This is a genomic window from Enterobacter sp. Crenshaw (assembly GCF_024734705.1).
GTDB classification, from domain to species: domain Bacteria; phylum Pseudomonadota; class Gammaproteobacteria; order Enterobacterales; family Enterobacteriaceae; genus Enterobacter; species Enterobacter asburiae_B.
In genome coordinates this window covers 1,166,503-1,189,866 of record NZ_CP102932.1, presented here as the reverse complement: position 1 = coordinate 1,189,866, position 23,364 = coordinate 1,166,503, and the positions used below count along the sequence as shown (strand labels likewise).

Annotated in this window: 19 protein-coding genes; 13 read left to right on the top strand and 6 right to left on the bottom strand. The window is 60.2% G+C overall.

Annotated features, from left to right (window positions below; genetic code table 11):
* Positions 1-36 precede the first annotated feature (36 nt).
* From fepD to fepC, 3 genes are read left to right on the top strand one after another with little or no spacing between them, the layout of a single operon-like run.
* Positions 37-1,041: a Fe(3+)-siderophore ABC transporter permease gene (fepD, locus tag NWV12_RS05535; protein ID WP_048980773.1), complete on the top strand. Its 1,005-nt coding sequence runs from the start codon at positions 37-39 to the stop codon at positions 1,039-1,041.
* Entirely contained in the window at positions 1,041-2,030 is a 990-nt protein-coding gene (gene fepG / locus NWV12_RS05530) for an iron-enterobactin ABC transporter permease (RefSeq protein ID WP_075204842.1), read from the top strand. The genes fepD and fepG overlap by 1 nt, the downstream gene beginning before the upstream one ends.
* Positions 2,027-2,827 (top strand): iron-enterobactin ABC transporter ATP-binding protein, encoded by an 801-nt coding sequence (gene fepC, locus NWV12_RS05525; protein ID WP_048980776.1) that lies wholly within the window; start codon positions 2,027-2,029, stop codon positions 2,825-2,827. Before fepG ends, fepC begins: the two co-directional genes overlap by 4 nt.
* An 88-nt stretch (positions 2,828-2,915) precedes the next feature.
* Here the strand turns inward: fepC and entF are convergent, their stop codons facing one another.
* Genes entF through fes form a run of 3 tightly spaced genes read right to left on the bottom strand, consistent with a single transcriptional unit; the run spans position 2,916 to position 8,192 of the window.
* The gene (gene entF, locus NWV12_RS05520) at positions 2,916-6,773 is read right to left on the bottom strand and encodes an enterobactin non-ribosomal peptide synthetase EntF (RefSeq protein WP_048980777.1); all 3,858 of its coding nucleotides are present in this window, start codon (positions 6,771-6,773) and stop codon (positions 2,916-2,918) included.
* Entirely contained in the window at positions 6,770-6,982 is a 213-nt protein-coding gene (locus NWV12_RS05515) for an MbtH family protein (protein ID WP_048980779.1), read from the bottom strand. The genes entF and NWV12_RS05515 overlap by 4 nt, the downstream gene beginning before the upstream one ends.
* 10 nt (positions 6,983-6,992) lie before the next feature.
* On the bottom strand, positions 6,993-8,192 hold the full coding sequence (gene fes, locus NWV12_RS05510) for an enterochelin esterase (protein WP_048980780.1): 1,200 nt from the start codon (positions 8,190-8,192) through the stop codon (positions 6,993-6,995).
* 146 nt (positions 8,193-8,338) lie between these two features.
* Here fes and NWV12_RS05505 point away from each other — a divergent pair, with 146 nt between their 5' ends.
* Both NWV12_RS05505 and entD read left to right on the top strand, forming a co-directional pair.
* Positions 8,339-10,579, top strand: a complete 2,241-nt coding sequence (locus NWV12_RS05505; protein WP_048980782.1) for a TonB-dependent siderophore receptor — start codon at positions 8,339-8,341, stop codon at positions 10,577-10,579.
* 81 nt (positions 10,580-10,660) lie between these two features.
* On the top strand, positions 10,661-11,317 hold the full coding sequence (entD, locus tag NWV12_RS05500; protein WP_048980784.1) for an enterobactin synthase subunit EntD: 657 nt from the start codon (positions 10,661-10,663) through the stop codon (positions 11,315-11,317).
* Between the two features lie 95 nt (positions 11,318-11,412).
* On the opposite strand, the gene nadS is transcribed toward entD, so the two are convergent.
* From nadS to betT, 3 genes are all read right to left on the bottom strand, one after another.
* A complete protein-coding gene (gene nadS / locus NWV12_RS05495; RefSeq protein ID WP_033144885.1) occupies positions 11,413-11,697 on the bottom strand; it encodes a NadS family protein in 285 nt (94 codons plus the stop codon).
* A gap of 40 nt (positions 11,698-11,737) precedes the next feature.
* A complete protein-coding gene (locus tag NWV12_RS05490; protein ID WP_033144884.1) occupies positions 11,738-12,085 on the bottom strand; it encodes a type II toxin-antitoxin system RelE/ParE family toxin in 348 nt (115 codons plus the stop codon).
* Positions 12,086-12,222: 137 nt separating this feature from the next.
* Positions 12,223-14,256: a choline BCCT transporter BetT gene (gene betT, locus NWV12_RS05485; protein ID WP_029741651.1), complete on the bottom strand. Its 2,034-nt coding sequence runs from the start codon at positions 14,254-14,256 to the stop codon at positions 12,223-12,225.
* A 128-nt stretch (positions 14,257-14,384) separates the two neighbouring features.
* On the opposite strand from betT, the gene betI reads away from it, so the two are divergent.
* The 8 genes from betI to NWV12_RS05445 all read left to right on the top strand — a co-directional run bounded on the left by betI (position 14,385) and on the right by NWV12_RS05445 (position 23,350).
* On the top strand, positions 14,385-14,972 hold the full coding sequence (gene betI, locus NWV12_RS05480) for a transcriptional regulator BetI (RefSeq protein ID WP_048980785.1): 588 nt from the start codon (positions 14,385-14,387) through the stop codon (positions 14,970-14,972).
* 13 nt (positions 14,973-14,985) lie between these two features.
* Positions 14,986-16,458 carry a betaine-aldehyde dehydrogenase gene (betB, locus tag NWV12_RS05475; RefSeq protein ID WP_048980787.1) on the top strand — a complete coding sequence of 491 codons (1,473 nt, stop codon included), beginning with the start codon at positions 14,986-14,988 and terminating at the stop codon, positions 16,456-16,458.
* 13 nt (positions 16,459-16,471) lie between these two features.
* Positions 16,472-18,136 (top strand): choline dehydrogenase, encoded by a 1,665-nt coding sequence (gene betA / locus NWV12_RS05470; RefSeq protein WP_048980789.1) that lies wholly within the window; start codon positions 16,472-16,474, stop codon positions 18,134-18,136.
* Between the two features lie 665 nt (positions 18,137-18,801).
* Entirely contained in the window at positions 18,802-19,365 is a 564-nt protein-coding gene (locus NWV12_RS05465) for a fasciclin domain-containing protein (protein WP_023334833.1), read from the top strand.
* Positions 19,366-19,408: 43 nt separating this feature from the next.
* The gene (locus NWV12_RS05460) at positions 19,409-19,963 is read left to right on the top strand and encodes an RNA polymerase sigma factor (protein ID WP_048979585.1); all 555 of its coding nucleotides are present in this window, start codon (positions 19,409-19,411) and stop codon (positions 19,961-19,963) included.
* Complete coding sequence (locus NWV12_RS05455) at positions 19,960-20,607, top strand: anti-sigma factor domain-containing protein (RefSeq protein WP_048979586.1); 648 nt, start codon at positions 19,960-19,962, stop codon at positions 20,605-20,607. The genes NWV12_RS05460 and NWV12_RS05455 overlap by 4 nt, the downstream gene beginning before the upstream one ends.
* A 274-nt stretch (positions 20,608-20,881) precedes the next feature.
* Entirely contained in the window at positions 20,882-21,622 is a 741-nt protein-coding gene (locus tag NWV12_RS05450; protein WP_048979589.1) for an SDR family oxidoreductase, read from the top strand.
* Between the two features lie 33 nt (positions 21,623-21,655).
* Positions 21,656-23,350 (top strand): thiamine pyrophosphate-binding protein, encoded by a 1,695-nt coding sequence (locus NWV12_RS05445; protein WP_048979590.1) that lies wholly within the window; start codon positions 21,656-21,658, stop codon positions 23,348-23,350.
* Positions 23,351-23,364 lie beyond the last annotated feature (14 nt).

Below are 23,364 nucleotides of genomic sequence, written 5' to 3'. Positions count from 1 at the left end.
GATAATCACTATCATTATCAAATCATGGATGTTGCTATGTCGTTTTCCTCTTCTTCGGTGCGCGCCGTTGCCGTGCCCGTTTTATTGCTGCTGTTGATCCTTGCGGCTGCACTCAGCCTGCTGGTCGGCGCGAAGCCGCTGCCCGCGTCCGTTATCGTTGATGCGCTCTCCGGCACCTGCCAGAGCGCCGACTGCGTCATCGTGCTCGACGCCCGACTGCCCCGCATGCTTGCCGGACTGCTGGCCGGTGGCGCGCTCGGCCTTGCCGGCGCCCTGATGCAAACCCTCACCCGTAACCCGCTGGCGGACCCCGGCATCCTCGGCGTTAACTCCGGCGCCAGCTTTGCCATCGTGCTCGGCGCGGCGCTGTTCGGGTTGACATCTCCTTCCGAGCAGCTGGTGATGGCCTTCTGCGGCGCGCTGGCCGCCTCGCTGGTGGTCGCCTTTACCGGCAGCCAGGGCGGCGGGCAGCTGAGCCCGGTACGCCTGACGCTTGCGGGCGTGGCGCTCGCGGCGGTGCTGGAGGGCTTGTCCAACGGCATCGCCCTGCTCAACCCGGACGTCTACGACCAGCTGCGCTTCTGGCAGGCCGGCTCGCTGGATATCCGCACCCTCGAAACCTTAAAAGTTGTGGCGATCCCGGTCATTATCGCCGCCGCCGTGGCGCTGTTTTTAAGCCGGTCGCTCAACAGCCTGAGCCTCGGCAGCGACACCGCGACCGCCCTCGGCAACCGGGTGGCGCGCACGCAGCTGATTGGTCTGTTCGCCATCACCGTGCTGTGCGGCAGCGCGACCGCCGTGGTCGGTCCGATCGCCTTTATCGGTCTGATGATGCCGCACATGGCGCGCTGGCTGGTGGGAGCGGATCACCGCTGGTCGCTGCCGGTCACGCTGCTGGCAACCCCTGCCCTGCTGCTGTTTGCCGACGTGCTGGGTCGCCTGCTGGTGCCCGGCGAGCTGCGCGTCTCGGTGGTCAGCGCCTTTATCGGCGCGCCGGTGCTGATCTTCCTGGTACGCCGTAAACGCGGAGGTGACGCATGATGGCCCCGTCCCGTCGTTTACTCACCAGCGTATGCCTGCTTTGTATTGCCATTCTGCTGCTGGCGGTCTGGAGCCTGCGCAGCGGCGCGGTGACGCTCGATTTTGCGCAGTTGCTTAACGCCCTGCTCGGCAGCGCGCCGCGCAACATCACCATGGTGGTGACGGAGTGGCGTCTCCCGCGCGTGGCGATGGCGATTCTGGTTGGCGCGGCGCTCGGCGTGAGCGGTGCGATTTTCCAGTCGCTGATGCGCAACCCGCTCGGCAGCCCGGACGTGATGGGCCTCAACACCGGGGCCTGGAGCGGCGTGCTGGTGGCGATGGTGCTGTTTGGTCAGCACCTGACGGCCATTACCTTTACGGCGATGGCGGGCGGCATTCTGACGTCATTACTGATCTGGGCGCTGGCCTGGCGCAACGGTATCGACACCTTTCGCCTGATCATCATCGGGATCGGCATCCGCGCCATGCTGATGGCCTTTAACACTTGGCTTTTACTGCAGGCCTCGCTGGAAACCGCGCTCTCCGCCGGGCTGTGGTACGCCGGATCGCTCAACGGCCTGACATGGGGCAAAACCTGGCCCGCCGCGCCGCTGATTTTGCTGATGTTTATCGGCGCGCTGCTGCTGGTGCGGCGCATGCGTCTGCTGGAGATGGGCGACGACAGCGCCTGCGCGCTGGGCGTGGGCGTCGAGCGCTCGCGCCTGATGCTGATGCTGGTCGCCGTACTGCTGACCGCCGCCTCCACCGCGATTGCCGGGCCAATCTCGTTTATCGCCCTCGTGGCACCGCACATCGCCCGGCGACTTAGCGGCACGGCGCGCTGGGGATTAACCCAGGCGGCGCTGTGCGGCGCGCTGCTGCTATTGGCCGCCGATCTCTGCGCCCAGCGGCTGTTTATGCCTTATCAACTGCCGGTGGGCGTGGTGACCGTCAGCCTCGGCGGGATTTACCTCATCGTCTTGCTCGTTCAGGAGTCACGCAGGAAATGACTGATTCAACCACCCGCTTGCGCGGCGAAAACTTAACCCTCGGCTACGGCAAAAAAATCATTGCCCGTGACTTATCCGTCGCCATTCCGGACGGCCACTTTACGGCAATTATCGGCCCGAACGGCTGCGGCAAATCGACCCTGCTGCGCACCCTGAGCCGCCTGATGACGCCGGCTGAGGGCAGGGTGTTCCTCGACGGGGAGCAGATCCAGCGCTTCGCCAGCAAAGAGGTAGCACGGCGCATCGGTCTACTGGCGCAAAACGCCACCACGCCGGGCGACATCACGGTGCAGGAGCTGGTCTCGCGCGGACGCTATCCGCATCAGCCGCTGTTTACCCGCTGGCGCAAAGAGGATGACGAGGCGGTGAACCGCGCGATGCAGGCGACGGGCATCACCGATCTTGCTCAGCAGAGCGTGGACACCCTCTCCGGCGGGCAGCGTCAGCGGGCGTGGATCGCGATGGTGCTGGCACAGGAAACGTCGATCATGCTGCTGGACGAGCCGACGACCTGGCTCGACATCAGCCATCAGATTGACCTGCTGGAGCTGCTGAGCGAGCTGAACCGCACGCAGGGGTATACCCTGGCGGCGGTGCTGCACGACTTAAACCAGGCGTGTCGCTACGCCACGCATCTGATTGCGCTTCGCGACGGTGAGATTGTGGCGCAGGGCGCGCCGAAAGAGATTGTGACGCCGGATCTGATCGAGCGGATCTACGGCATGCGCTGCATGATTATTGACGATCCGGTGGCGGGTACGCCGCTGGTGGTGCCGCTGGGCAAGCGTGCGGTCTGATGCCCTCACCCCGGCCCTCTCCCACAGGGAGAGGGAGCAAAGCATCCCCTCGCCCCGTTGGGGAGAGGGTTAGGGTGAGGGGAAATCACTACCCCAAAATCTCCCTCAACACCGGCCCTATCTTCTCAAACGCCTGCGGTGAAATGATATCCACGTGGGCGCAGTCCTGGCTGTACACCTCAAGCTCCGCCACCCACGGCGCCCAGGCGACCTGCGGATCCATCGTTCGCGTGCGCTCGGCGACAAACAGCGTCGCTTTGCCGTCAAAGCGTGCGCTGCGCGCCGTGGTGAGCAGCCGCACCGCGTCGGCGTAGTTGCCCTCGATAGCGTTAAACAGCTCGCTGGAGCCCTGACCCTGCTGGGCGGCGATAAACGCCTGACGCTCGCGCTCGATTTCCGCCAGCACCTCGGGGTCGAGGCCGTTGGCCTCTTTCTCCGACCAGTTCTGGGTTTCCGGCGGCCAGGTGTCCAGCAGGCCGAGGAAGGCCACCGCTTCACCCTGCTCGCGCAGACGGGCGGCAATACCCTGCGCCAGCGTGCCGCCGAGGGAATAGCCGAACAGGTAATACGGCCCCTGCGGCTGCTGCTTACGCAGCGTAGCCAGGTGATGCTCAATCACCCCATCCAGATCCGCACGCTGCTGCATTGGACCGTCCGGACGCGGCGACTGAATGCCGACGATGGACCAGCGCGGGCTGAGGTAGCGTGCCAGGACGCTAAACTGCCAGGCAAAGCCGGACGCCGGATGGAAACAGAACAGCGTCGGACCGTCGCTTTCCCTCAGCGGAAGAAGTGTTTCATACCCCAGACGCTGCGCCTGCTCGTCGCTCATCTGCGAGTCCAGCAGCGCGCTGAGCTTGCTCACCGTCGAGGCGACCATTATCTGCCCCGGCGTGACCCTGCGGCCAAACGCGCGGCTGAGCTGTGCCGCCAGGCGCATCGCCAGCAGCGAGTGTCCGCCGAGGGCAAAGAAGTCGGCGTCGATGTCGTTGACCTCGCAGCCCAGCAGGGCAGAAAACGCCTGCGCGACGGCGATTTCGGTTTCCGTCTCCGGCGCACGGCCGGAGGATTTACTCGTCAGCTCCGGCAGCGGCAGCGCCTTGCGGTCAAGCTTGCCGTTCGCGCTGAGCGGCAGCGCGCTGATTTGCAGCAGCACCACCGGGACCATATGCGGCGGCAGCTGTGCTTTTAGTGCTTCAAGCAGCGCGTCGCGATCCAGCGGTAAGCCGGATTCGGAAACCACATACCCCACCAGCTGGCGGGCATCGCCGCCGGTGGCTGCCGCCTGGTTGAACACGCAGGCATGCGCCACGGCCTGGGCCACGTCCGGCAGCGACAGCATCGCCCGGTCGATTTCGCCCAGCTCGATGCGCTGTCCGCGGATTTTTAACTGGTCATCGCTGCGGCCGAGATATTCCACCGCCCCGTTGTCCAGCCAGCGGGCAACGTCGCCGGTGCGGTACATCCGCTCGCCGGGGGCAAACGGGTCGGCAATAAAGCGGCTGGCGGTGAGGTCAGGACGGCCCAGATACCCCTGCGCCAGCTGAATCCCGGTGAGATAAAGGTCCCCCGCCACGCCGAACGGCACCGGGCGCATCATCGCATCCAGAATGCGCAGCCCCGTGTTCCACACCGGGAAGCCGATCGGCACGCTGTTGCCTTGCACCGCCGCCAGCTCGGGGCCAAACGCCGGATACCAGCTGACGTCCACCGCCGCTTCGGTTGGGCCATAGAGGTTGTGCAGCGGCGCACGGGTGAGCTGCTCCCACTCGCGGCACAGCTCGGTCGGCAGCGCTTCGCCGCTGCAGAACACCTGCTTAAGCGTTCTGCAGCAGTCGACGTTTTCCGGCGTCAGCGAGGCGACAAACGCCGCCAGCATCGACGGCACGAAGTGGGTAGTAGTCACGCCGTACTGCGCGAAGAAGCTCTGCATCGCCTGCGGATCGCGGTGCGCGTCCGGCTCGGCCATCACCAGCTTCGCCCCTGCGATAAAGGGCCACCAGAACTCCCACACCGACACGTCAAAGCTGCACGGCGTTTTCTGCGCCACCACGTCCGTCGCGTCCAGCGGGTAATGATCCTGCATCCACTTCAGGCGGTTAACGATGGCGGTATGGCCGACCATCACCCCTTTTGGACGCCCCGTCGAACCGGAGGTAAAGATGATGTACGCCGTCTGCTCCGGCTTCGCCAGGCGCAGCGGTTTTGCATCCGCAGCCGGTAAAAGGGTGTTGTAACTAAATGCACTAATCGGCAGATCGCTAAAGCGCGGAAGCTGCTCGTCGGTGGTAATGAGCAGGGACGGCTTAGCGTCTTCGAGCATCATCCGCAGGCGGTCGTCCGGGTAGCCGGTATCCAGCGGCAGCCACGCGGCACCGGCCTCGACGATGCCGTGCAGCGCCAGCGTCAGGAACACCGAGCGCGGCAGGGCCACCGCCACGCTGTCGCCCGGCTTCACGCCGCGCGCGCGCAGCAGGTTTGCCAGCGCCACCACCTGCTCGCGCATCTGACGGTAGCTGAGCTCAATATGCGCGTCCGCCAGCGCGGGGGCGTCCGGCGTTTTGCTCGCCTGCTCCGCCACCAGATCCGCCAGCGTGGTGGCCGGCAGCGCCAGTCCGGTATCGTTGATGCGCGCAAGCCTCTGGTATTCCTGCTCTGAAACGGTTTCCACTTCGCCGCAGCGCAGGTCCGGGTTGGCCGCAAACTGCATCAGCATCGCGTTCAGGCGCGCGACGTGACGGGAAAGCGTCGCCTCATCGTAACGCTGCTTACTGGCGAGGATCTCAATGCTCAATCCGCCCTGTTCGTCCGGGAACAGCGCCAGCTCAAGGTCGTTCACCGGGCCGGTGGCCAGCGTGTGGGTGATGGCCTCCACGCCGTCGATATCCAGCTGATAATCAAACACCTTCACGTTCAGCACCGGGCCAAACAGGGCTTCTTCGCCTGCGGCACGCCCGCTGTCGCGCACGATCTGCTCGGCGTCGTAGCGCTGGTGGCGGCGCATTTTTTTCAGCTGGTTGGCCAGGCGCAGCGCCAGCTCCGGCAGGCTCTCCTGCGGATTGATATTCACCGCCAGCGGCAGGACGTTGAGCACCGGCCCGGTCGCGGTCAGCGCGGCGGAGCCCATGCGTCGCATAAAGATAAACCCGGCGGCGTAGTCCAGCCTTCCGGTCAGGCGGCCCAGCCACAGCGCCACCAGCGCAAGGGCCAGATCGGTACGCTGCGCCTGCCCTGCCGCCTGTGCAAGCTGGCTAAAGGCGCGACCGTCGGCGGCGATTTTGAGGCGCAGAATATCGGTAGTAGCGGCGCGTCCCGGCAGCGGCGCGGAAGAGAGCGAGACCGGAGAAGGAAGCTGCCTGCGCTGCTCCGCCCAGAAGGCGCCGTCGCGCTGATACGCCTCGCTGTCGCGATAGCGCTGATACTCCTCCACCACTTCAGCAAATGGCGTAAACGGGGAGTCAGGAGTCGGTTCATCCTTTTTCCACGCGGCGTAAAGCGCGGCGATCTGGCGGGTAATGGCCGGGAAGCTGAAGCCATCCACCACCAGATGGTGATAGCGCTGATACCAGTACCAGTGGCTTTCACCCACCTGAATCAGCTGGTGAAACGCCAGCGGCTGACCGCTGTCGACGCGCAGGTTCTGGTGGAGATCGGCCTCCATCAGCGCCACGGCGGCCGCGTGGTCGTCAACGCGAACGATGGACGGATCCGGCAGAACGTAGGTGTTATCCACCCACTGCCACACCTCGCCGTTCTCCTCGGCAAAACGCATCCGCAGGGTATCGGCCTGCATCATGCCTTCAGCGATGGCTTTTGCCAGCAGCGGCGCGTCGATATCGCCTTTCAGCTCGGTGTAGTGCGCCACGCTCCAGGCGTTTGGCAGGGAAGAAAGCTGTTCCGCCATCCAGATACCCGGCTGGGCGGCGACGAGAGGAAGACGGTTCATGCGCTCCCCTCCGCAAAATGGGACGGTTCAAGCGTTCGCCAGTGCCCGGCCAGCCATTGCTGGCACGCCTCCTGAGACTGCGCCTCGCACACCACGCGCCACCCCGCCGGCAGTTCGCACTGCTGCGGCCACAGGCTGTACTGCCCACGGTCGTTTTGCAAAATGGCAAACTGTCCCTGCGGATTATCGAAAGGATTGCTGAATTCCATACAGACTCCGTTATTGAATGAGCGGCTGCCAGAGGGTCATCAGCCCCTGCGTCAGCCCACCGCGCCAGCAAAGCGCATCGTGTCCGCCGTCAACCTGACGCCAGGTAACCTGCTGCTGCGCGTGTAGTTCGGCGTAAATCGCCTGATTGGCATTGAAAATCAGCGGCTCGTTGCGCCCGGCTTCGAGGACGATACGCAGCCCGCTCGCGGTCAGCTCACCGGCTCTGAGCTGTTCGTTGAGGCGCCCTTCCTGCTGCCCACCGCGGTGCGGCCACCAGTACGAGCCGGACTGGCTCAGCACGCAGCCAAACCGCTGCGGCCAGCTGAGGCCAGCATAAAGCGAAGAGAGTCCGCCAAAGCTCTGGCCCGCCACCACGGTACGGTCGGCGCGGTCGCTGAAGGGGGCGAGATGTTTTACAAGAGGGAGAAGTTCTTCCTGTACCGCCAGCCAGAAATCGGGGTTACAGGGCAATTCGCGGTTGCGGTGTTCCATGTCGATCGCATCGATTAATACGTAGACCGCAGGGGGCAGTTGGCGCCCGGTGGTGAGCGACGTCAGCGCAGGCCAGACGGGCATGCTTTCGGCCCAGAACTGCCCGTCGAGCAGTACCGCCAGCGGGCGCTCGGGGCCGTCGTCCCCGGTGGTAAAAATCCACACGCGCCGACGGTTGTTGAGACGCTCGCTGTTCCACTCAATGCAGACCGGCGGCTGATACGGCGTATCGGGACGGTCCCAGCCGGGCTGAACGGGCGCGTCCGGCATCTCCAGCGCAGAAACGGCATGACCGCGCCCGCCGCGCCAGCTCTGCCGATTCAGCGGGTCGGAAACCGCGTGCGGCAGCAGCCTGCGCCAGCCTTCGCGCAGCGCCATGCGGTCCGGCAGTTCGCCTTCAAACACGGTATCGGCAAAATCGTTTTCATTTTCAGAAGGGATAAAACAGTAGCTCCCGCGCCACTCGGGGCTGAATTCGCCCTGCCACTGCCAGACGTCGGTATCAGGAATGCGTTCGAGGGACTGCGGGCGGGCATTTTGATGGTGATCGGTCACGCCGGTAACGTAGAGCCAGACGCGTTTGACCGATGAGGTTTTCTGCGTGCCTGCCGGATCCCGCCACCAGAAGGTGACGCGACAGTTATCCTTCAGACGTTCCCATTCAGGTCCGTTTTTCGACTGCCACCACGCTTCACTTCCGGTTGTTAACGTCGTCACCCTTATAACCCCATGTTTCACAGTCTTTTTTGTTTCAGAGCAAATTTTATTGATAATATTATTGATAACTATTTGCATTTGCAATAGCGTAATGCCCGCGCTGTGGGAAGCGCGCTCATTAAATAACCATAAAAGCGGGACGTACAATGAATAAGAAGATTCACTCTCTGGCCTTGCTGGTCAATTTAGGGATTTATGGTGTCGCGCTGCCCGCTATGGCAGACGACAAGTCCGCCTCTGCGCAGCATGAAGATACGATGGTGATCACCGCCGCCGAACAGAATTTACAGGCGCCGGGCGTGTCAACCATCACCGCCGACGAGATCCGCAAAAACCCGCCCGCGCGGGACGTGGCGGAAATCATCCGTACCATGCCGGGCGTTAACCTGACCGGGAACTCCACCAGCGGCCAGCGCGGCAACAACCGTCAGATTGACATTCGCGGCATGGGCCCGGAAAACACGCTGATCCTGATCGACGGCAAGCCGGTGACCAGCCGTAACTCCATCCGTCTGGGCTGGCGCGGCGAGCGCGACACCCGTGGCGATACCGGCTGGGTGCCGCCAGAGATGATCGAACGTATTGAAGTGATCCGCGGTCCGGCCGCCGCGCGCTACGGCAACGGCGCGGCAGGCGGCGTGGTGAACATCATCACCAAAAAATTCGACGACCAGTGGCACGGCTCATGGAACACCTACCTGAACGCGCCTGAACATAAAGATGAAGGTTCCACAAAGCGCACCAACTTCAGCCTGAGCGGCCCGCTGGGCGGCGACTTCAGCTTCCGCATGTTCGGTAACCTCGATAAAACCCAGGCCGACGCGTGGGACATCAACCAGGGCCACCAGTCCGATCGTACCGGTGCCTACGCCAACACCCTGCCGGCTGGCCGCGAGGGCGTGGAAAACAAAGACATCAACGGCGTGGTGCGCTGGGACTTCGCGCCTATGCAGTCCCTGGAGTTCGAAGCGGGCTACAGCCGCCAGAACAACCTCTACGCGGGCGACACGCAGAACACCAACAACGACAGCGCGCTGGTGAAGAAGAACTACGGCAAAGAGACTAACCGTATCTACCGCCAGAACTTCGCGGTGACCTGGAACGGCGGCTGGGATAACGGCATCACCACCAGCAGCTGGGCGCAGTACGAACACACCCGCAACTCCCGCCTGGGCGAAGGGCTTGCGGGCGGTACGGAAGGCTTGTTCAACAGCAATAAATTCACCGACACCGACCTGGCCGACGTGATGCTGCACAGCGAAATCAACCTGCCGATTGATTTCCTCGTCAACCAGAACCTGACGCTGGGCACCGAGTGGAACCAGCAGCGCATGAAGGACTCCACCTCCTTCACGCAAACCCTGCAGGGCGGCACCATTCCGGGCATGAGCAACGACCGCAGCCCGTACACTTCGGCGGAGATTTTCTCCCTGTTCGCCGAAAACAACATGGAGCTGACCGACAGCACTATGCTGACCCCTGCCCTGCGCTTCGATCACCACACCATCGTCGGCAACAACTGGAGCCCGTCCCTGAACCTGTCGCAAGGTCTGGGCGATGACTTCACGCTGAAGATGGGGATCGCGCGCGCCTATAAAGCGCCGAGCCTGTACCAGACCAACCCGAACTACCTGCTCTACAGCAAAGGCCAGGGCTGCTACGCCAGCTCGGACGGCGTGGGCTGCTACATGATGGGCAACGACGACCTGAAAGCGGAAACCAGCATCAACAAAGAGATTGGTCTGGAGTGGAAACGCGACGGCTGGCTGGCTGGCGTGACCTGGTTCCGCAACGACTATCGCGACAAGATTGAAGCGGGCTACGCGCCGATCGGTCACACCTCTTCCGGTAAAGTGCAGACGGATATCTACCAGTGGGAAAACGTTCCGAAAGCGGTCGTCGAAGGGCTGGAAGGCTCCCTGAACGTGCCGGTCAGCGACACAATCAACTGGACCAACAACATCACCTGGATGCTGCAGAGCAAGAACAAGGAGACCGGCGACCGTCTGTCGATCATTCCGGAGTACACGCTGAACTCGACCCTGAGCTGGCAGGTCCATCAGGACGTGTCGCTCCAGTCGACCTTTACCTGGTACGGCAAGCAGCAGCCGAAGAAGTACAACTACAAAGGTCAGCCGGTGACCGGGTCTGAGAAAGACGAAATCAGTCCGTACAGCATCGTTGGCCTGAGCGCGACCTGGGACATGACCAAAAACGTCAGCCTGACCGGCGGCGTGGATAACGTCTTCGACAAGCGTCAGTGGCGCGCGGGTAATGCCCAGACGACCGGAAATTCCACCACCGGTGCGTATATGTACGGTGCGGGAGCGTATACGTATAATGAGCCGGGCCGTACCTGGTACATGAGCGTGAATACGCGTTTCTGATTCAGGCAGTAACTCCCCCCTCTCCCCGTGGGAGAGGGCCGGGGTGAGGGCATCAGGCCGCACAATTCTGAAGGGAAAAACATGCACACAACCCACACCACGTTCATTATTGCCGGCCACACCGTCCACAACGTCACCTTCGACCCCACCACCTTCACCGACGCCGACCTTCTCTGGCTCCCCCACTACGCTGAGCTTTTAAACGCCGGACGCAAACGCAAAGCCGAGCATCTTGCAGGCCGCATCGCCGCCGCGCATGCGCTCGGCGCGATAAATGAACGCGCGACCCCCGGCATCGGCCCCAGCGGCGAACCGCTCTGGCCGGAAGGAGTTTCGGGGAGCATTACCCACAGCGGCGCGCAGGCGATGGCGGTTGTCGTCTGTCATCAAGATGCGCTCGTAGGTATTGATTGCGAAGCCATTCTTCCAGACCACGAAGCCCGCGAAATCCAGGACGGCATCGTTGATGCGCAGGAAGCGATGTACCTGACGCACTCGGGCTACCCTTTTGCGCTGGCGCTGACGCTGGCATTTAGCGCAAAAGAGAGTTTGTTTAAGGCGCTCTTTCCAAAGGCAAATACTTACATGGGGTTTGAGTGGGCCAGAGTCACAGAGTTAACGGAAAAAACAATCACGCTGGCGCTTTCGAACCCGGCTGGAGGCTATCCTGAGGGTAAACGCTTCATCCTCATCTGGCAGAATAATGATACGAGCGTGTTTACGCTGCTAAAAGCCTGATGGCGCTACGCTTATCAGGTCTTCGGTAAAGCGGTGTTGTAGGCCAGGTAAGGCATCGCCGCCACCCGGCATAAATTGTACAGATAGATATCAGCTCACTGCCCCGCAAGCGCTCTGAAAAACGCGGGATTATCTCTAATCACATTTAGCACTTTCGCCGCTAATCCCGTTGGGTTTCGCCGTTTCGACTCCCAGCTTTTAATCGTATCAACACTTGTACCCAGAGCCTTCGCCATTTCGCTTTGAGTGACATTTAACTGCTCTCTTATCGCCCGAACGTCCGCGACCTCATAGCGAGTGACTCGTGATGGAGTTTTCTTACCACGTTGGATCTCGGCAGCCTCTTCAAGCGAAGCCTTAAGTTCATCAAAGATACTCATTGTCTGCCCCTTCTTGCCTGGTGGAGTACATAGTACACCTTTAATTGACGGAACTGGAAGCGCTATTGGTGAGAACAGACGTGAGTTTTCTGAGTTCGGCTTTCTCTACATCGGTCAGGCTGTCCTTCATGCTTTTTGGATAGGCCATGAGGAAAAAAATCACCTCTTCAGTAGCCAGAAAGTAGATGACTCTGGCCCCGCCGCTTTTTCCCTTTGAGCCAACAGCCATTCTTATTTTACGTAGCCCGCCTGTATGCTGGATCAAATCGCCTTTATGAGGCCAGGCAATGAGTTCCTTTTGGAGATCCCTTAATTCATCATCCGTAGCAATACTTTTGAACTGCCGGGTAAAAAGTGATGTTTCGATAAATTCTATCGCGTGGCTCATGCATGATTCCTTCCCTGATGCAGCAAAAGCCTGAATGCTTCAGCATCAGGCTTTTGCTGCAATATGACTCTTCCATGAGTAATATCGCATTGAATAACTGTATTTATATACAGATATATTGTTATTTAAGAATCCGTTTAGACATCCGGGAACATCACGCTATTACCCGGCGCTTCCCTGTGCAGATGGATAAAGTTCAGGTGCCGTTCATACTGGTCCAGAATGTCCGTAATTACCTGCTCCTTGCTGTAGTCCATCAAATCATTCCCCTGGCTCCCTTCCAGCAGGAAGGTCTCAAGCCGGTAGTAGGTCGATTTCCCGCTGCGCGCCCGGTAGGTAAACCCGGGTACTGAATACTGCTGCGGCCAGATCTGATAAACAAAGTTCTGCTCGTCGCCCATGTGCACCAGCAGATCCAGGTGCCCCAGGGTCTCGCCCTCCTCCGGCGGCAGGTTTTTCAGCTCCACGTACGCGCCGCGCAGCTTCAGCTCCTGCGCGACCTCTTCCATCGCCGGGAAGCAGACCGTCTCCATCATCTGTTTGGTGTAGCGCGTGCCCGGGTAATTCATCAGGCGCGAGAGACGTTTTTTCCAGCTCAGCCGGTCCTGCGCGCCCATCGGACGCGGCGCGGTGTCGCGGCTGGCGCTGACGCGGCGATAGTCTTCCACCTTGAGCGATTTATACAGCCCGGCCATCACGAAGAAGATGACGAAGCTGAACGGCAGGCCCATGATCACCGTGGTGTTCTGCAGCGCCGAGATACCGTTGGTCATCAGCATGCCGAGCGTCAGCAGGCCGATGGCGACGGACCAGAAGATGCGCAGCCAGTTCGGCGCGTCGCTGTTGATATCCTTGAGCTTCGAGGTGAAGTTGCCCAGCACCAGCGCGCCGGAATCCGCCGAGGTGACGTAAAACAGCAGGCCGGTGATGGTCGCCACGGAGGCGCTAAAGGTAAACGCCGGGTACTGCGCCAGCAGGCTGTAGAAGCCGCGCTCCGGGTGCGCCATCGCTTCCTGCGCGAAGGTGGCATTGCCGTGGATGATCTCATGCAGCGCGCTGTTGCCGAAAATCGACAGCCACAGCAGGGTAAAGGTGAACGGGATAATCAGCGTGCCCATCACAAACTGGCGGATGGTGCGGCCACGCGAAATACGCGCCAGGAACAGGCCGACAAACGGCGACCACGCGACCCACCACGCCCAGAAGAACAGCGTCCAGTTGTTCATCCACTCCACCGGACGGTCAAAGGCGAAGCTGTTCAGCGTCATGCCCATAAAGCGGTTTACGTAGTCGCCCACGTTGAGCACTAGGGCATTGAGCAGGAACGAGGTATCGCCCATAAACAGCACGAACAGGATCAGACCCAGCGCCAGCGCCACGTTCAGCTCGGAGAGCACGCGGATGCCTTTATCGACGCCCGACGTCACCGAGATGGTGGCGATAATGACGGAGAGCGCAATCAGCGCCGCTTTGGCCGCCATCGAATCCGGGATATCAAACAGCACACTCAGCCCGTAGTTGAGCTGCACCACGCCAATCCCGAGCGTTGTCGCAATACCGAAGATGGTGCCGATCACCGCCGCGATATCAACGCTGTGGCCAATCGGGCCGTTAATCTTTTTACCGAAGATCGGGTACAGCGCGGAGCGGATGGTGAGAGGCAAATTATAACGATAGCTAAAGTATCCGAGCGCCATGCCCATCAGGGCGTACATCGACCAGCCCGTCAGGCCGTAGTGGAACAGCGTCCAGACCATCGCCTGGCGCGCGGCCTCCATCGTCTGCCCTGCCCCTTCCGGCGGCTGCATATACTGCGTGACCGGTTCCGCCACGGAGAAGAACATCAGGTCAATGCCGATGCCCGCGGCAAACAGCATCGCGGCCCAGCTCAGCAGGCTGAATTCGGGCTTGGACTGCTCAGGCCCGAGCTTCACGGAACCAAAGCGCGAGCAGGCAATGCAGACCACGAAGACGATATAGAGCGTCGCGGCCAGCAGATAGTACCAGCCGAAGGTCTTCGACACCCAGTTCAGGGTGCGCCCAATCCACTCGGCAGAAAAATCACGAAAGAAGATGGTCGTCAGGGAAAACAACAAAATCAGCCCGGCGGACGTATAAAAAACGACCGGGTTGATTTTGTCTTTTTCTCTGTCTTGTGAAAGGTCTGTCATCCAGTATCCCCACTGTTTTTGTAACTATTGAAATCCAAATCCGCAACAATTAAGACACATTTTATATTGAACGTCCAATCAAAAACCGCTTTAATGTATTACCAACGCTGATGAATGGAGTGGCAAAAATGCCCAAAGTGGGGATGCAGCCGATCCGGCGCAGGCAGCTTATCGACGCCACGCTGGAAGCAATAAATGAAGTGGGAATGCACGACGCGACGATCGCGCAGATCGCCCGTCGGGCGGGCGTTTCCACGGGGATCATCAGTCACTACTTCAAAGACAAAAACGGTCTGCTGGAAGCGACCATGCGCGACATTACCGCCCAGCTGCGCGACGCGGTTTTGAGCCGCTTACGCGCCCTGCCGGACGGCAGCGCGGAGCAACGCCTGCAGGCCATTGTCGGCGGCAATTTTGATGAAACCCAGACCAGCGGCGCGGCAATGAAGGCCTGGCTGGCCTTCTGGGCGAGCAGCATGCACCAGCCAATGCTCTACCGCCTGCAGCAGGTGAGCAGCCGTCGTTTATTGTCAAACCTGGTGTACGAGTTCCGCCGTGAGCTGCCGCGCGAACAGGCCGAAGAGGCGGGCTACGGCCTGGCAGCGCTGATCGACGGGCTGTGGCTGCGCGCCGCGCTGAGCGGCAAGCCGCTGGATAAGCCCCTGGCGCAGTCGCTCACCAGCCACTTTATCAGCCAGCATTTACCGACCGAATAACCGAGGAGAATTTATGTCCCGAATGGCAGAACAGCAGCTTTATATTAATGGTGGTTATACCTCCGCCACCAGCGGTCGCACCTTCGAGACCATCAACCCGGCCAACGGTGAAGTTCTGGCGAGCGTACAGGCCGCCGGGAGAGAAGACGTCGACCGCGCAGTCGAAAGCGCAAAACGCGGGCAAAAAATCTGGGCGGCGATGACCGCCATGGAGCGCTCGCGCGTTCTGCGTCGCGCCGTTGATATCCTGCGCGAGCGCAACGACGAGCTGGCGAAGCTGGAAACCCTCGACACCGGTAAAGCGTACTCCGAAACCTCCACCGTCGACATCGTCACCGGCGCGGACGTGCTGGAGTACTACGCGGGGCTGATCCCGGCGCTGGAAGGCAGCCAGATCCCGCTGCGTGAGACCTCATTCGTCTACACCCGCCGCGAGCCGCTGGGCGTGGTGGCGGGTATCGGCGCGTGGAACTACCCGATCCAGATCGCCCTCTGGAAATCCGCTCCGGCGCTGGCGGCGGGCAACGCGATGATCTTCAAGCCGAGCGAAGTGACGCCGCTCACCGCCCTGAAGCTTGCGGAGATCTACACCGAAGCGGGCGTTCCGGACGGCGTGTTTAACGTCCTGCCTGGCGTGGGCGCGGAGACCGGCCAGTACCTCACCGAGCATCCGGGCATCGCCAAAGTCTCCTTCACCGGCGGCGTCGCCAGCGGCAAGAAGGTGATGGCCAACTCGGCGGCCTCGTCCCTGAAAGAGGTAACGATGGAGCTGGGCGGTAAATCCCCGCTGATTATTTTCGACGACGCCGATCTGGATCTCGCGGCAGACATCGCCATGATGGCGAACTTCTTCAGCTCCGGCCAGGTGTGCACCAACGGCACCCGCGTGTTTGTACCCGAGAAATTCAAGGCCGCGTTTGAGCAGAAAATCGTTGAGCGCGTGGGCCGCATCCGCGCGGGCGATCTGTTCGATGAACGCACCAACTTTGGGCCGATGGTCAGCTTCCCGCACCGCGACAGCGTGCTGCGCTACATCGCCAAAGGCAAAGAGGAAGGTGCGCGCGTGCTGTGCGGCGGCGACGCGCTGAAGGGCGAAGGTTTTGACAACGGCGCGTGGGTCGCCCCGACCGTGTTCACCGACTGCACCGACGAGATGACCATCGTGCGCGAAGAGATCTTCGGCCCGGTGATGTCCATCCTCACCTATGAAAGTGAAGAAGAAGCGATCCGCCGCGCCAACGACACCGACTACGGCCTGGCGGCGGGCATCGTCACTGCCGACCTGAACCGTGCGCACGGCGCCATTCATCAGCTCGAAGCGGGCATCTGCTGGATCAACACCTGGGGTGAATCCGCCGCAGAGATGCCGGTCGGCGGCTACAAACACTCCGGCATTGGCCGCGAGAACGGCGTGATGACGCTGCAGAGCTACACCCAGGTGAAGTCCATCCAGGTTGAGATGGGTAAATTCCAGTCCATATTTTAACCGGGAGGTTTATTTGCAATTTGACTACATCATTATCGGGGCCGGCTCTGCCGGCAACGTACTGGCAACGCGACTGACTGAAGATCCGAATACCACCGTTCTGCTGCTTGAGGCAGGCGGGCCGGACTACCGCTTTGACTTCCGCACCCAAATGCCCGCCGCGCTGGCGTTCCCGCTGCAGGGCAAGCGCTACAACTGGGCGTATGAAACCGAGCCAGAGCCGTACATGAACAACCGCCGCATGGAGTGCGGACGCGGCAAAGGTCTGGGCGGCTCGTCGCTGATCAACGGCATGTGCTACATCCGCGGTAACGCGATGGACCTCGACAACTGGGCGAAAGAATCTGGCCTTGAGCACTGGAGCTACCTCAACTGCCTGCCCTACTACCGCAAGGCGGAGACGCGCGACGTGGGGCCGAACGACTACCACGGCGGCGACGGTCCGGTGAGCGTCACCACCTCTAAGCCGGGCGTGAACCCGCTGTTTGAGGCGATGGTGGAGGCGGGCGTACAGGCGGGCTACCCGCGCACCGACGATCTCAACGGCTATCAGCAGGAAGGCTTCGGCCCGATGGACCGCACGGTCACGCCGCAGGGCCGACGCGCCAGCACCGCGCGCGGCTATCTGGACCAGGCCAAAAAGCGCCCGAACCTGACCATCCGCACCCACGCCATGACCGATCATATTATTTTTGACGGCAAGCGCGCGGTGGGCGTCGAGTGGCTGGAGGGCGAAAGCACTATCCCGTCCAGAGCGACGGCGAATAAAGAGGTGCTGCTGTGCGCGGGCGCGATTGCCTCCCCGCAGATCCTCCAGCGCTCCGGCGTGGGCAGCGCGGAGCTGCTGAAGCAGTTCGATATCCCGCTGGTGCACGACCTGCCCGGCGTGGGCGAAAACCTGCAGGATCACCTGGAGATGTACCTCCAGTACGAATGCAAAGAGCCGGTCTCCCTCTACCCTGCCCTGCAGTGGTGGAACCAGCCGAAGATTGGCGCCGAGTGGCTGTTTGGCGGCACCGGCGTGGGCGCGAGCAACCACTTCGAAGCGGGCGGGTTTATCCGCAGCCGCGAAGAGTTTGAATGGCCGAACATTCAGTACCACTTCCTGCCGGTGGCGATTAACTACAATGGCTCGAACGCGGTAAAAGAGCACGGCTTCCAGTGCCACGTTGGCTCCATGCGCTCCCCAAGCCGCGGGCACGTGCGCATCAAGTCGCGCGATCCGCACCAGCATCCGGCGATCCTGTTCAACTATATGTCTCACGAGCAGGACTGGCAGGAGTTCCGCGACGCTATCCGCATCACCCGCGAGATCATGCACCAGCCCGCGCTGGACAAATATCGCGGTCGCGAAATCAGCCCGGGCGTCGAATGCCAGACCGACGAGCAGCTCGACGAGTTCGTGCGTAACCACGCCGAAACCGCCTTCCACCCGTGCGGCACCTGCAAGATGGGTTACGACGAGATGGCGGTGGTCGACGGCGAAGGCCGCGTTCACGGGCTGGAAGGGCTGCGCGTGGTGGATGCGTCGATCATGCCGCAGATCATCACCGGCAACCTGAACGCCACCACTATTATGATTGGCGAGAAGATTGCCGACGCCATTCGCGGGCTCGAGCCGCTGGCGAAGAGCACGGCGGCGTATTATATGGCGAACGGGGCACCGGTTCGACGCTGAGGGTATTTCCCCTTACCCTGGCCCTCTCCCCATAGGCTGAGGGATCCCCAGTAATTTTTAAGCAGCAATAACGTTGTTTAAGAACGACTGAAGCCTTTCAGCGATGCCCTGGTCCGGCTGTAAATCGCTGAGGCGTTTGCCTTCCGGCCGGGGCGAGGCGCATGGATGCGCCGAGAGGGCGGGCTTTACAGGGACGTTACCTCCGCCCGTCCCCGATAAGCCGGAGGGAATAAGCCGATGACAAAATTGCCGGGAGCAATTTTGGACAGCGCTTGCGCTGGCCCCGAAGGGGTGAGCCCCAGGGATGGGGCGAACAATCCGCGAAGCGGCGATTTACCGCCGGGAGCCCGGGTCGCCAGGGTGGTGGCGACTGAGCCACCCTGGCACGTTCACCGGTTACGGGGTTACAGAGTAGCAAGGAACATAAAGTGAACGGAATGACCACTACAGCTGTATGTTCCCCTCACCCTAACCCTCTCCCCGGAGGGGCGAGGGGACTGTTCCGTGCTGGCATTACTTTGTGGGGCCCCCTCAGCCCCATAGGGGAGAGGGGATTAACCTACCCCGCCAAAAATTTATTTTCATTTGCCTGCATCCAGTTTCCCCCCTGCCCTCGTATGTGAGTATGTGAGCAACGCCTTTGCTCCTTAATCCGAGGATAAATGATGAAAAAGCTACTCAGTGTTGCATTCGTATCCAGCGCTTTACTCTTCTGTGCAGGCGCATCAGCAGCCATGACGTCAGGCTCCGTGATGGTGGGCGGAGCGGAAATGTTCCCGAGCAAAAACATTGTTGAAAACGCCGTGAACTCTAAAGATCACACGACGCTGGTGGCGGCGGTTAAAGCGGCCGGGCTGGTGGATACGCTGCAGAGCAAAGGGCCATTCACCGTTTTTGCGCCCACCGATGCGGCGTTTGCGAAATTGCCTGCGGGTACGGTCGACAATCTGGTGAAGCCGGAAAATAAAGCGCTGCTCACCAGTATTCTGACCTATCACGTGGTCGCCGGTAATTACGATATGAAAGCGCTGGAGCAGAAAATTAAACAGGGCGGCGGCCACGCGGAGCTGAAAACCGTTAACGGTCAACCGCTGTGGATCATGAGTAACGGCCCGCACAATATTCAGCTCAAGGATGGTAAAGGCAACGTGGCGAATATCAGCACCTATGACGTCCATCAGAAAAATGGCGTGATCGATGTGATTGATACCGTCCTGATGCCTAAGTAGTTGTCTATACTTCGGAAGTGTGACGTTGCCTTCCGGGAAAAACATGGATAACGCGCTGGCTGAACAGCAGTTGAAATTAATGCAGGCGGTCGCAAACGGCGATCGCCGCGCATTTGAACAGCTTTACCGACTCACTTCACCGCATCTGTTTGCCGTCGCGCTGCGCATGCTACGCCATCGCGCCTGGGCAGAAGAGATCCTTCACGACTGTTTTGTCACCGTCTGGAGTAAAGCCGACACCTATAACGCCGCCCTGAGCTCTCCGATGACCTGGCTTACGCATATTGTTCGCAACCGCTGTATTGACTGGCTGCGCAGCGGGCAAACCCGCGCTGCCGCCCGCGAGGAGTCGTATTCCGAAGAGAGTCTGCTTAGCGAAAACGATGAGCAAAACAACTGGTACGACGACGCGCAGGCAGCACGACTCAGGCATTGTCTGGATCATCTAAGTCAGGAACAGCGCCAGAGCATTACGCTCGCCTACTATCAGGGCATGTCCCACAGCGACATTGCCGACTGGCTCCAGCAGCCCGTGGGCTCGGTAAAAAGCTGGATCCGCCGCGCGATGGATCATCTTCGGGAGTGCGTGGGCCTATGAATGACAGCGAAAAACGCGATGACATGCTGGCTGCGGAATATGCCCTCGGCACTCTGCGCGGAGGGGCGCGGCTTCAGTTCCAGAAAAGGCTTGCCGCTGAGCCCGGCCTGACAGCGCGCGTGGCGTACTGGCAGGAAATGTTCAGCACGCTCGACAGTCACCTTACGCCCGTTCACCCACCCGAGACGGTGTGGAAGAGGATCGCCCTCGATCTGCCACCGAAAAAGCCTTTGCGCCAAAGCCGGCCCTATCTCGGCTGGATGGTCGCGGCCGGCCTCGCCGCCGTTACCGTAGTGACCTGGTATTCCACCCGCACGCCGGAACTCGCACCGCTGATGGTGCTCAACGATGCCCACCAGCACGGGCAATGGATCGTCAGTGCGGACAGCCGCCGCCAGTATCTGAGCATCACCCCTCTCAGACCGAACGCTGTCGCGGCGCAAAAAAGCCTGCAGCTTTGGCTTATTCCTGCCGGTAAGGCCCCGATATCCCTTGGGCTTCTGCTAAGTGATATACCGACTCATGTTGCCCTCAGGAACAACACCCTTACCCCTGACGCGATGATAGCCATAAGCCTTGAACCTAAAGGGGGATCACCCACCGGTCAACCCACCGGCCCCGTGCTGTACAGCGGCAAGATTTAATCCTCCGGCCCCTTTCGCAGGGCCGCGGGGGTCACCAAATTTTATTCTGTTCATATGATTGTTACATATAAGAATTAAATATTAAGCTTGCAATTAATTTAATTATTTAAAACGTCATTGACATTTTCTTCCGCACTCCATTAAGTTTTAAGCGAGAATTATTTCATTCCAGATACAGAATATATCAAAAACGAGCGTTTAAGAATTTTTCATAATTCTTAAACCGCTCCCTTATTTTTATTTATTTTGAATCACACAACAGTGAGATAAGATCATGAATAATAGTGCAAACAAAGTTGTTGTTATCACCGGTGCCAGCAGCGGTATTGGTGAGGCCATCGCCCTTCATCTGGCAAATAAACCTTTCTCTCTGGTGCTGGTTGCCCGTCGTCTGGAGAGAATTAACGCCCTGGTGGATCGCATTATTCAGCAGGGCGGCCAGGCGATTGCCGTGAAGGCGGACGTGACCCGACAGGAGGAGGTTCAGCGCGCGATTGACGCTGCCGTTGCCGCATACCAGCGCGTCGACGTGCTGATCAACAACGCGGGCTTTATGGCGATAGCCCCCCTCAGCGAGCTGAAAACCGACGAGTGGGACCGGATGATCGATACCAATATCAAAGGCGTGCTGTACGGTATCGCAGCGGCATTTCCGGTATTCCAGCGTCAGGGGAGCGGACACTTTATTAACGTGGCCTCCGTGGCGGGTATCAAGGTCCTTGCCCCCGGCGGCGTGGTGTACAGCGCCACGAAATTCGCCGTCCGCGCCCTGAGTGAAGGCTTACGTCAGGAAGCGGGGAAAACCGTTCGGACGACCCTTATTTCCCCCGGCGCCGTTGAAAGCGAGCTGCAGTTTGGCAGCTCTGATGCCCCGAGCAAACAGTTCCTGCATGAATTTTATAAGCAGGCTATTCCGGCAGAGTCGATTGTCAGAGCCGTATTATTTGCTATCGAACAGCCTGGCGACGTTGATGTAAATGAAATAATTGTCCGTCCTACGCAGGAAGAATTTTAGCATGAGTTAAATAACGCTGAACGAGGTGTCATTATGATTAAATCATTAACGTCCCTGTCAGATTTAAATATGCGATCGGGTGCCGATATTCTCCTTGAAGTGCTGGAGAGTGAAGGTGTGGAATATATTTTTGGCAACCCCGGCACCACCGAACTTCCGCTCATTGATGCCCTTCTTCGCCATGAAAATATTCACTATATTCTGGCACTCCAGGAGAGCAGCGTGGTCGCCATTGCCGACGGCTACGCGAAAGCCTCCGGCAAGACCGGTTTTATCAATTTGCATACCGCCAGCGGTCTTGGGCACGGCATGGGGAATCTCATTAATTCGCGGATCATGAAAACGCCACTGGTTGTCACCGTCGGGCAACAGGATACCCGTCACTACGTACGCGACCCGCTCCTGTACGATGACATTGTCTCCATTGGATCGCCCGTGGTGAAATGGGCGCAGGAGGTCACCAGCGCCGACCAGCTTCCGGTGCTGGTGCGTCGGGCGTTTCATGCCGCCAGCTACCCTCCCGCGGGTCCGGTGCTGCTATCCCTGCCAATGAACGTGATGGAAGAGCTCAGCGACGCCGGGATACAAACGGCCTCTAAAGTGAACTATCACACCGTGGCGGGCTCGCTGGACGAACTGGCCGAAGAGTTGAGCCAGGTTACACCCGGCAGGATCATGATTGTGGCGGGGGATGAAGTTCACTCCAGCGGCTCGACGCAGGAGATCGTCCAGCTTGCTGAAGCGCTAGGCGCCCACGTCTACGGCTCCTCCTGGCCGTTGAATTTACCCTTCCCCACGCAGCACGCGCTCTGGCGAGGCAATATGCCCACCACCGCAAAGGAAATCGCCAGCGTCGTTAACGCCTACGATGCGGTGTTTATCATCGGCGGCAGAAGCCTGATTACCATTTTGTATAGCGAGGGCGAGGCGATTCCGGAAACCTGCGCGGTGTATCAGCTCTCGGCGGATATGAACGAGCTGGGACGCACCTACGCCACTCGCCTCTCGGTGATGGGGGATATCACACTCTCCCTGAAGGAACTGTTGCCGAAGCTTGAGCAGCGCCGGGTGGCAAGCAAATTGACGCATCAGCGGCTGCTCAAAGCGGCACGCGCTGAACGTGAAAAAGAGTGGCAACTGCAGGAAGAGCGTCTGGCAGCCGAGCGGCTGCGCCCGGCGATTTCGCCGATGGTCGCGGCCTACGAGGTGATAAAGTCTGTTCCACCGGGCATAACGATTGTCGACGAAGCGATTGCAACGGCCAGACACGTTCGCCGGTTTATCTCCGACCAGCAGCACCCGCGCTACTACTTTATGCGCGGCGGCGGTCTGGGCTGGGGAATGCCTGCAGCAGTAGGTCACTCGCTGGGGCTGGGGCGCGAGCCGGTTGTGTGTCTGGTTGGCGACGGCGCCTCCCTGTACTCGCCGCAGGCGCTCTGGACGGCGGCGCACGAAAATCTGCCCGTCACCTTTATCGTGATGAATAACCTGGAGTACAACATCCTGAAAAACTTCATGAAAGGACAGCCGGGCTACAGTTCGACGAAACTGGGGCGTTTTATCGGGATGGATCTGATTAACCCGCAAATTGATTTCCAGTCACTGGGCGCCGCGATGGGTATCCGCTGCTGCCAGGTGACCCAGGCCGCGGATATCGCCACGGCGGTGACGCAGGGGCTACGGTCCGGAAAAACCAATTTGATTGAAATTGCCATTTCCGCAGATTGATCGCCCGTTTCAGA